Origin of the sequence: Methylobrevis pamukkalensis (assembly GCF_001720135.1) — a bacterium.
Taxonomy (GTDB): Bacteria; Pseudomonadota; Alphaproteobacteria; order Rhizobiales; family Pleomorphomonadaceae; genus Methylobrevis; species Methylobrevis pamukkalensis.
Genome location: NZ_MCRJ01000155.1, coordinates 1 through 7346 on the forward strand (window position 1 = coordinate 1; position 7346 = coordinate 7346).

Sequence of the window (7346 nt, forward strand, 5' to 3'; positions counted from 1 at the left end):
CACTCACGGCAAGAGGATCGAGGACGCCCGTCTTTCGGCATCCGCAGCCTTCCTTGCCAAGGAAGGGGCTGGTATCGACGACCTACAGGCCGGTTCGTACCATGCAGATCGAGGAGCCGTGCGAGCCGGTTGCCGCCGGTGCAGTCGTTGGCATCTACTGGTTTTCGCCTTCCCCTGACGAGTGAGGCCGGACCTTAGTCTCGGGTCGCCAGGTCGATTTCGCGGGGGACCGCGCGGGCCTGATTGCGCCACAGGCGGCTCAGGTCGAGTTTCTCACACACTTCATCAACCATGCGGGCAAGCGCCGGGCAGGCTCGCCTCTCGCTTACTCCCCTTTGAGGTTTTTACGTCAAGGATGACGGCGAGATTCCCGTGGAGCTCTCAGACCATGTCGTTTCGCGTCCTGTCCGGCCTGCTGCTCGCTGCCATCCTTCTCGGCGTTCCGGCGCTCGCCTCGGCCGGCGAGACCCTGCGCGTCGCGACCGAGGGTGCCTACCCGCCGTTCAACCATGTCGACGGCGAGGGCCGCCTGACCGGCTTCGACGTCGACATCGCCCGGGCAATATGCGCGGACATGAAGGTGGATTGCAGCTTTGTCGCCGTGCCCTGGGACGCGCTGATCGACGGCCTCGTCGCCGGCGACTACGACCTGATCGCCGCCAGCATGGCCTACACGCCGGAACGGGCCGAACGCATCGCCTTCTCGGACTTCTACTACCGCTCGCATTCGGTGTTCATCGGCGACGCCTCGAAGATCCGCGACACCAGTCCCGCGGGGCTGGCCGGCCGGCGGATCGCCGTGGCCGGGGCTTCGATCCAGTCCGAGTATCTGGCCCGGTTCTATGCAGGCAGCGAGATCCGCGAGACCTCCGATTCGATGATCGCGCTCGAAGCGCTCATGGCCGACGAGGTGGATGTGGTGCTGGGCGACGCGGTGCAGATCCTCAGCTGGATGGAGGAGCCGGCCCACGCGCGCTTCGAATACATCGGCGACCCCGTGACCGGCGACTATCTCCAGAGCTCGGCGCACATCGCCGCCCGCAAGGACAGCGGCGACCTTCTGGACCGTGTGAACGCGGCGATCCGGCATATCCGCCTCGACGGCACCTACGAGCGGATCAACAACACCTACTTCCCCTTCAGCATCTATTGACCGGCCAGGACGCATGACGCGAACACGCAATTGGCGAAACACCCTGTCGCTGGTCTCGGCCGGCCGGGTCTTCGTCGCCGTGACCATGGTCTACGCCGTCGTCGCCGCGGCCCTGTCCATGACCTTTCTGGACCGGATCGAGACGGATGCGCGCGTCATGCAGGAGCAGAGGCTTCCGGCAATCCTCGACCAGAACCGCAACGCGGTGAAGGTCGAGAAGCTCGCCTCGATGGTGCGCTCGGCCTACCTTGCGCGCGACCCGCAACTGGAGCGCCAGATCCACCTGCAGACACGGGCGCTGGCCCAGAGCTTCTCCTTCGACGGCGACCAGATCCTCGTCAAGGGCGGACGCGAGATCGCCGAGGGCGTCCGCCGCATCGTCGACATCCGCAACAGCGGGCGCATGCGCCCCGGCGACGTGCCGCGCGAGGAAGCCATGGCCCGGGCCACCTATGACGAGGTGATCCGCATCGCCACCGGGCTCGGGGAATATCTGATCAGCGACGCCGCACTGATCGCCGACAACATGTCGGCCGATATCCGCATGGCGGCGACCCGCATCCGCGACGTCTGGATCCTGATCCTCGCGCGCCGGTGTCCGGCGCCCTCGTGCTGTTCTGGCTGTTCCAGAACCATGTGGTCCGGCCGATCAACGCCACCATCGACCGCCTGGCCGCGATCGGCACCGAGCGCGCCGGCAGCGCGCCGCCGCCACAGCCGCTTCTCGGCGAGTTGCGGATGATCACCGACGCCGTCGAGGCCTATGGCCAGGTGTCCGAGGAACTCCGCGAGACCAACGCCGCCCTGCAGGTCCTGTCCGATCAGGACGCCCTCACCCGCATCGGCAATCGCCGCCTGTTCGACGCGGCGCTCAATGCCGCCTTCGAACGGGCCCGGCGCGATGGCGGGCAGCTTGCGCTGATGCTGCTCGATCTCGACCATTTCAAGCGGATCAACGACCGCCACGGCCACCAGACCGGCGACGTCTGCCTGCGCGCGGTCGCCGGCGCGCTCGAGGATCAGTGCCGCAGCACCGGCTATCAGGTGGCCCGCTACGGCGGCGAGGAATTCGCCGTGATCCTTCCCGAAACCGACCTCGCCGCGGCCGTGCTGTTCGCGGAGCGCCTGCGGCTGGCCATCGCCGCCCTGGCCATGGCGGATCTCACGGGCCGCGACGGCCTCGTCGTCACCGCCAGCATCGGCGTTGCCGCCAGCGAAGGCCGCGCCCCGTCGCCGGCCGCCCTGGTCGCGCCGCCGACGCCGCCCTCTACGAGGCCAAGAACGCCGGCCGCAACATCGTGCGCTGTCGCCGGACCGAGGAGAGCAAGGGGCTGGCCCGTTCCGGCCTGCGCGGCGGGGCGATTTGAACCGCCTCACAGCCAGCGAGCGCATGTCGGCGATCCGTTGACGACGCGGACGACGGCCGCCCTACCCTGCCCCGGCGATCAGACGCTCGGCGGCGGCGCGGGCTTCGTCGGTGATCACCGAGCCCGCCAGCATGCGGGCGATTTCCTCGCGCCGGTGCGCCTCGTCGATCGGGGTGACGCGGGTGGCGACCCGGGTGCCGCCGTCCACGGCATCCTTGGCGATCAGCAGATGGCGGCCGGCGCGGGCGGCGACCTGCGGCGCATGGGTCACCGACAATACCTGCACCGTCGCGCCGAGCCGGGCGAGCCGGGCGCCGATCGCCTCGGCCACCGCGCCGCCGACGCCGGTGTCGATCTCGTCGAACACCAGCGTCGCGCCGAGCCCTTGTCGGCGAGCGAGACCTTGAGCGCGAGCAGGAAGCGCGAGAGTTCGCCCCCCGACGCGACCTTCATCATCGGCCCCGGCCGGGTGCCGGGATTGGTGCGCACCCAGAATTCGATCAGGTCGATGCCCTCGGCGGCGCGTGACGCCGGATCCGCCGTCTGGGTGACGATGAACTGGGCGCGTTCCAATTTCAGCGCCGGCAGTTCCGCGGCCACCGCCGTCTCCAGATGCCGCGCCGTCTCGCCGCGCCGCTCCGACAGTTCGGCGGCCAGCGCGTCGTAGCGGGCCTTGGCGGCGTCCGCCGTGCGGGCAAGCTCGGACAGGCGCTCCTCGCCGGCATCGATCTCCGACAGGTCGTCGGCCATCTTCACGGCGAGCACGGAGAGATCGTCCGAGGCGACGTCATACTTCCGCGATGCGGCGCGGATCTTGAACAGCCGCTCCTCGGTCGCCTCCAGCACCGCCGGGTCGAACTCGCTCTCGCGCAGCGCCCGCTCGAAGCCGGCGCGCGCCTCCTCCAGCTGGTCGAGGGCGGCCGACAGGCAGGCGAGCGGCTCTTCAAGGAGCGCCCCGACCTCGGCGCCCTTGCGCTCCAGCCGCCGCATCAGCGAGGACAGCGAGGGGATCGGCGAACCGGTGCCGGCCAGATGCTCGGCCGCCTCGGCAAGCTCGCTGGCGATCTTCTCGCCGCGCATCATCACGGCGCGCTTTTCGGACAGCTCCGTCTCCTCGCCTGGCATCGGTGCCAGCGCGTGCAGTTCCTCGACCGAGGCGCGCAGATAGTCCGCCTCGCGCCGCGCCGCCTCGATGCGGCCTTCGAGCTCGGCCAGCGCCCGCTCGGCGCCGCGCCAGTCGCGGAAGGCACCGCTGACGGCGGTGGCCAGATGCTCCAGCCCGCCGAAGGCGTCGAGCAGCGCGCGGTGCTGGGCAGGGTCGACGAGGGCGCGGTCGTCGTGCTGGCCGTGGATCTCGACGAGGCCGGCACCGATCCGGCGCAGGAGCGTGGCGGAGACGGTCTGGTCGTTGACGAAGGCGCGGGTCCGGCCGTCGGCGGTCTGGACGCGGCGGAGGATGAGGTCGCCGTCGTCGGGCACGTCGTTGTCGGCAAGGAGGGTGCGGACGGGATGGTCGGCGGACAGCTCGAACACGGCCGTCACCTGCCCCTGCGCCGCGCCATGGCGCACGAGGCCGGCGTCGCCCCGCCCGCCGAGGGCAAGGCTGAGCGCGTCGAGAAGGATCGACTTGCCCGCACCGGTCTCGCCGGTCAGCACCGTCAGGCCGCCGGAAAAGGCGATGTCGAGCCGTTCGATCAGGACGATATCGCGGATGGCCAGCGACAGCAGCATGACGTCGTGCCCTGCTTATCCCCGCAAACGGACCGGCTGCGCGGAAGACGGTCTTGGAAGGTGGTGCGCCGCCGGCCTCAGCCGATGACGCCCCGGAAGGCGCGGGAGATCCACGACGACGAGTCCTCGCGCGGCTCCAGACCCTTCGTCTGCAGCAGGTTGTAAGCGTCCCGGTACCAGCGGCTTTCCGGATAGTTGTGGCCGAGCACCGCGGCGGCGGTCTGCGCCTCGGAGACGACGCCCATCGCGAAATAGGCCTCGGTCAGGCGCTCGAGTGCCTCCTCGGTATGCCGGGTGGTCTGGTAGTCGGTCACGACCGTCTTGAAGCGGTTGATCGCCGCGACGAAATTGAGCTGGCCGAGATAGTAGCGGCCGATCTCCATTTCCTTGCCGGCGAGCTGGTCGCGGGTGATGTCCACCTTGCGCTGCGCCTCGGCCGCATAGGCCGACTCGGGATAGCGCTGCGTCACCTCGGTCATCGCCTGCATCGCCTTGCGGGTCATCTCCTGGTCGCGGTAGATGTCCGGCATCTGGTGGAAATAGGACTGGCCAATCAGGAACTGGGCGTAGGCCGCGTCTTCGGAGCCCGGATAGAGCGTCGTGTAGCGCTGGGCCGAGCTGACGCATTCGTCGAAGTTGCCGCGGGTGTAGTTGGTATAGGCGGTCATGATCAGCGACTTGCGCGCCCACTCCGAATAGGGGTGCTGCTGATCGACCTCCTCGAATTTCGCGGTCGCCTCGCGGTAGTTGCCGGCCTTCAGGTAGGCAAGACCTTCGTTGTAGGACTTTTCCGCCGGAATTTCCTTGAACGCCAGGTCGTCGACCGGCTCGGAGGAACAGGCGGCGAGAAGAAGGGCGGACGCCAGAAGCGCGCCGCCGGCCCGCAGGCGCCCGTAATTCACCGGCCGCCTTGCCGCCACCGACCGTACCGCGAACATAGAAAGCATGCTGACCCCGGGTTCGAATACCGCGTCGTCACCCGTTCGGGCACGGCGCGCGGACTGCGCTTCATTCGGGAGGCGGCGAGATGACCCCGCCGCACCGCCGCCCGTCATGACCGTCCGGCTTTTACCGCAATAACGCGGCTCGCGCCACGCCGATTGCGCCGCACGGAAGACCAGACGGGATGTTCGGCACGAAAGATCCGGGGAAATTGCGGCGCCGGCATGGCCGAGGCAAGGCCCCCCCGGCTCAGATGTCCGGCGCGGCCACGGCACGGGCACCCGCGGCCAGCGCGGCGCTGCCCGCCTCGCGGCGGATTGCCGGACGCTGGGTCAGTTCGAAGGCGGAGGCGTCGGCGAACAGCGCCTTCAGCACGGCGACATTCATGCGGTGGCCACCCTTGTAGGAGCGGTAGTGACCGATGAAGGGCATGCCGGCGAGCGCGAGATCGCCCACCGCGTCGAGCGTCTTGTGACGGGCGAATTCGTCGGCCCAGCGCAGGCCTTCCGGATTGAGCACCCGGCCCTCGCCGATCGCGACCGAATTCTCCAGCGACGAGCCGAGCGCGTAGCCGACCTTCCAGAGCTTCTCCACGTCACTCATGAAGCCGAAAGTGCGGGCGCGGGCGATGTCGCCGCGGAAGGCCGCGGGGGTGAGATCGAGCAGGCAGGACTGGCGGCCGATCACCGGATCGGTGAAATCGATGGTGACGTCGTAGCGGCAGCCTTCGAAGGGCACCAGTTCGGCGAAGGCGTCGCCCTGCTCCACCCGCACAGGCTTCAGCACGCGCAGCGCGCGGCGCGGCGCCGGCAGCAGCGACAGGCCGGTCTCGGTCAGCGCGGCGACGAAACTGTCGGAACAGCCATCGAGGATCGGCACTTCCGGCCCGTCGACCTCGACCTCCACGTTGTCGACCTCCATGGCGCGCAGCGCGGCCATCAGGTGCTCGACGGTGGCGATCGTCAGGCCGTCGCGGCCGATGACGGTGCAGAGTTCGGTGGCGACCACCATGTCGTAGCGCGCGGGAATCTCGACGTCGCGGCCCCCGTCGGTGCGACGGAACACGATGCCGCGGTCAGCTTCGGCCGGACGAAGGACGAGGCGCGCCGGCTTGCCGGCATGAACGCCGACGCCGTCGAAACGGATCTCGCGGGCGATCGTCGTCTGGAGTCCGGCGAACTTCTTGAACAGCATCGATACCTCTTCGATCCTTGGCGCCCGTGCCCCCCGATCGGGACGCCGGCGGGATCCGGCTTCGAACCATGACCACCCCGCCGCCCCGCTGGCCCCGGCAGACCGGAGCATGAGGCCGCGCGGCATCGGCGGTCTTCGAGTGCTCACACTCTACAGGGCCGGCTGTCTCGCCAAAAATCACTCTTCTTTACGGTTTGTTACCGCCCTCGTCGCGGCGACCGACCCCGGGTCGGTGGCTGCTTTTCCGCCGAACGCGGCAGGCTTGCACCGGTGCCGCCGGTCCGAAGCCGGCGCATGAAAAAGCCCCGCCGGAGCGACCGGCGGGGCTGGGTATGGTCAGCGATTCGCGCTGCCGCGGATCAGCTGTTCTGGCGGCGCAGGAAGGCCGGGATCTCGAGCTGGTCGTCATCCGACAGGCGCGCCATCGGCGCGGCCGGGCGACCCTGGGCGTCGAGTTGGCCCGAGGCCATGCGCGGCTGGCCTTCCGGCGTCATCCGCGGCTGGGCCGGGCGCGGAGCCTGACGGGCATAGTCGCTCGTCGGGGCGGCGGCGCGCGGCGCGGGCTGCGGCGCGGCTGGGCCGGGCGGGTGCGGGCTACGGTTTCTTCCGCGTGATCGCCGTCCTGATGCCTGCCAAGACCTACTGCAAGTCGCCGCAGGAGGCCCATCGGCCGGCGCTCCTCCGCGTCATCGTCGGCGTCGGCACGCACTTCCCGCTGAACGATCGGCGGGAAGTCCTGGATGTCGGGCATGCGCGGCATGCTGCGGGCGCCGGACGTTCGGCCGCCGGCGGGATGTAGGGCTGCGGCGCCGGCTCGGCGTGGACCGCCTGGGCGGGCGCCTCGTAGACCGGCGCGGGCTCGGGGGCTTCCATCATCACCGGCGCGGGATGATAGGGCTCGATCGTGACGCGGGCGTCCTGCGCGCTGGGCATCGGACGCGGCGCGACCGGGGCCTCCG

Annotated in this window: 5 protein-coding genes and 2 pseudogenes; 4 read left to right on the plus strand and 3 right to left on the minus strand. The window is 69.6% G+C overall.

All coding sequences use genetic code 11. The annotated features are described in order from the left end of the window. Positions 1-388 precede the first annotated feature (388 nt). From A6302_RS18470 to A6302_RS26310, 3 genes and pseudogenes are all read left to right on the plus strand, one after another. Complete coding sequence (locus A6302_RS18470; protein ID WP_069308269.1) at positions 389-1153, plus strand: transporter substrate-binding domain-containing protein; 765 nt, start codon at positions 389-391, stop codon at positions 1151-1153. 13 nt (positions 1154-1166) lie between these two features. Beyond that, a complete protein-coding gene (locus A6302_RS18475; RefSeq protein ID WP_069308270.1) occupies positions 1167-1895 on the plus strand; it encodes a hypothetical protein in 729 nt (242 codons plus the stop codon). Next, positions 1892-2386: pseudogene (locus tag A6302_RS26310) on the plus strand (GGDEF domain-containing protein); the annotation flags it as partial. The gene A6302_RS18475 and the pseudogene A6302_RS26310, both read left to right, overlap by 4 nt. A gap of 195 nt (positions 2387-2581) precedes the next feature. Here A6302_RS26310 and recN read toward each other — a convergent pair. The 3 genes and pseudogenes from recN to lpxC form a co-directional block, all read right to left on the minus strand. Beyond that, positions 2582-4251, minus strand: a pseudogene (gene recN, locus A6302_RS18480) (DNA repair protein RecN). 77 nt (positions 4252-4328) lie between these two features. Next, positions 4329-5189 carry an outer membrane protein assembly factor BamD gene (locus A6302_RS18485; protein ID WP_210183388.1) on the minus strand — a complete coding sequence of 287 codons (861 nt, stop codon included), beginning with the start codon at positions 5187-5189 and terminating at the stop codon, positions 4329-4331. 253 nt (positions 5190-5442) lie between these two features. Beyond that, positions 5443-6387 (minus strand): UDP-3-O-acyl-N-acetylglucosamine deacetylase, encoded by a 945-nt coding sequence (gene lpxC / locus A6302_RS18490; RefSeq protein ID WP_069308272.1) that lies wholly within the window; start codon positions 6385-6387, stop codon positions 5443-5445. Between the two features lie 610 nt (positions 6388-6997). Here lpxC and A6302_RS18495 point away from each other — a divergent pair. After that, the gene (locus tag A6302_RS18495) at positions 6998-7186 is read left to right on the plus strand and encodes a hypothetical protein (protein ID WP_069308273.1); all 189 of its coding nucleotides are present in this window, start codon (positions 6998-7000) and stop codon (positions 7184-7186) included. Positions 7187-7346 lie beyond the last annotated feature (160 nt).

Excerpts from the sequence above, each read along its gene's own strand:
- A6302_RS18470 (WP_069308269.1), top strand. The coding sequence starts at position 389 with ATGTCGTTTCGCGTCCTGTCCGGCCTGCTGCTCGCTGCCATCCTTCTC.
- A6302_RS18475 (WP_069308270.1), top strand. The coding sequence starts at position 1,167 with ATGACGCGAACACGCAATTGGCGAAACACCCTGTCGCTGGTCTCGGCC.
- A6302_RS18485 (WP_210183388.1), bottom strand. The coding sequence starts at position 5,189 with ATGTTCGCGGTACGGTCGGTGGCGGCAAGGCGGCCGGTGAATTACGGG.
- lpxC (WP_069308272.1), bottom strand. The coding sequence starts at position 6,387 with ATGCTGTTCAAGAAGTTCGCCGGACTCCAGACGACGATCGCCCGCGAG.